The following is a 1,651-nucleotide window of genomic DNA, read 5'->3' as shown; positions in this document are numbered from 1 at the left end:
CTTGCCCGCCCACCCGCGTGTCGCGGCACTCCCGCGCGCGTATCACGCCAGCCTGGAGAAGGATCGCGGGACGAGACGCCTTCGGCCGAGCCCGCCGGCTCGCACGCGGGCGCGCCCGGACGGCGCACCCACCAGGCCATTGTCACCGGGGGCCGCATGTCGTCCCCGCATCCGTCCGACCATCCCGATAACGTTCAACTGTTTTGCGACGTACGCAAGAATCGTGTTGAACGCGACCGCGAAAGGACGGTGTGGTGTGATCACGGCGCTGGTTCTCGTGTCCCTGGCCGCCCTGCTCGGCCTCTGCCTGCCGAACCTGCTCCGTCCCATGACACCCGGACCGGACCGCGCCCCGCCCGCGGACGACGCGCCCACCGCGCTCGCCGTCCATCCCGAGTCGATGACCGCCGAACTCGACCCCGCCGACGAGGAGTACCTGGCCTTCCTCGCCGACGCGCTCTGGCCCGACGACGAGTACGCCGAACTCGAGCACACCACGGACGGCGAGGAGGAGTCCGGCGGCAGCAGCGGCATGCTGCTCTAGCCGCGCCGGGCGGGTCCGCGGTCACCCGGCGGGTTCGGGGAGGGGCTCGCCGGTCTCCAGGAGGGTCTTGAGGCCGGACACGATGGCCGGCCAGCCCTCGCGGGACATGCCGAGGAGCACGGCGCCCGCCTCGTGCATGACGGTCAGCTTGACCGTCTCCCCCGCCGGCTCGATCTCGAAGGTGACCTTCGAGCGCGGCTCGGCGCGGAGCCTGGCGCGCGTCTCCTCGTCCACTCCGACGGCCTCGGCCCACTCCGGTGTGAACGTGTGCCAGGTGTAGGAGAGGCGACGGCCGGGCTCGGCCTCGAGAACGACCTGCTCCGGGTCGGCCATCGTCGTGGACTCCTCGTGCCAGGTGATCGTGGAGCCGGGCTTCCAGTCCGTCTCGAAGGCGACGCCCCAGTAGCGGCGGGTGAACGCCGGGTCGGTCAGCGCCTGCCAGAGGCGTTCCGGTGTGGTCTTGATGTAGGTCGTGTAGACGAACTCGCCATGGGACGTCGTGTCGCTTCCGGACATCGGGCTCTGCTCCAATGCGGTCTTGAGGTCGGCCAGGGCACGCGCGCGTTCACGGTCGTACCGGCTGATCCAGCGGTCGGCGATGGCGTTGATGGGGGCGGCGTCGAGGTAGTGGAGCTTCTCTCGGCCGCGGCGCACCGTCGTCACCAGGTGCGCGGCCTCCAGCACGGCGAGGTGCTTGCTGACCGACTGCCGGGCCATGTCCAGCCCGGCGCACAGCTCCCTGAGGGTCTGCCCGTTGCGGGTGTTCAGGCTGTCCAGCAGGCGGCGCCGGCTCGCGTCGGCCAGCGCCTTGAAGACCTCGTCCATGTACCGTCCCAACATGCAGCCATCCGGCTGCCTAAAACAATAGGCAGCCGGATGGCTGCATGTCAATGCGAATCCTGCCGAGCGAGAAGACGGACATCACCCTCGGTGAGGCCCCCGAGGCGGCGCGCTGTTCGAGGTCCGGCCGCCGGTCAGCGGAGGAGCTGGCGGGCGATGACCATCCGCTGGATCTGGTTGGTCCCCTCGTAGATCTGGGTGATCTTGGCGTCGCGCATCATCCGCTCCACCGGGAAGTCCCGCGTGTACCCGTACCCGCCCAGCAAC

At 69.9% G+C, this 1,651-nt stretch carries 3 protein-coding genes; 1 reads left to right on the top strand and 2 read right to left on the bottom strand.

Annotated elements, in window-relative coordinates; translation table 11 throughout:
• The first annotated feature begins 256 nt into the window (after nucleotides 1–256).
• Nucleotides 257–544, top strand: a complete 288-nt coding sequence (locus E1289_RS37485) for a hypothetical protein (RefSeq protein ID WP_131988919.1) — start codon at nucleotides 257–259, stop codon at nucleotides 542–544.
• A 21-nt stretch (nucleotides 545–565) separates the two neighbouring features.
• Here E1289_RS37485 and E1289_RS37480 read toward each other — a convergent pair whose 3' ends face one another.
• Both E1289_RS37480 and E1289_RS37475 read right to left on the bottom strand, forming a co-directional pair.
• Nucleotides 566–1,384, bottom strand: a complete 819-nt coding sequence (locus E1289_RS37480; protein WP_243713483.1) for a metalloregulator ArsR/SmtB family transcription factor — start codon at nucleotides 1,382–1,384, stop codon at nucleotides 566–568.
• A 134-nt stretch (nucleotides 1,385–1,518) separates the two neighbouring features.
• Nucleotides 1,519–1,651: acyl-CoA dehydrogenase family protein (locus E1289_RS37475; RefSeq protein WP_279488592.1), on the bottom strand; the 133-nt coding region annotated here is incomplete at its 5' end.

It is taken from the genome of Actinomadura sp. 6K520 (genome assembly GCF_004349245.1).
Lineage (GTDB): Bacteria > Actinomycetota > Actinomycetes > Streptosporangiales > Streptosporangiaceae > Spirillospora.
This window is presented reverse-complemented; position numbering and strand designations above follow the sequence as displayed.

Coding starts and splice junctions, on each gene's coding strand:
- E1289_RS37480 (WP_243713483.1), bottom strand. CDS start 1,384: ATGTTGGGACGGTACATGGACGAGGTCTTCAAGGCGCTGGCCGACGCG.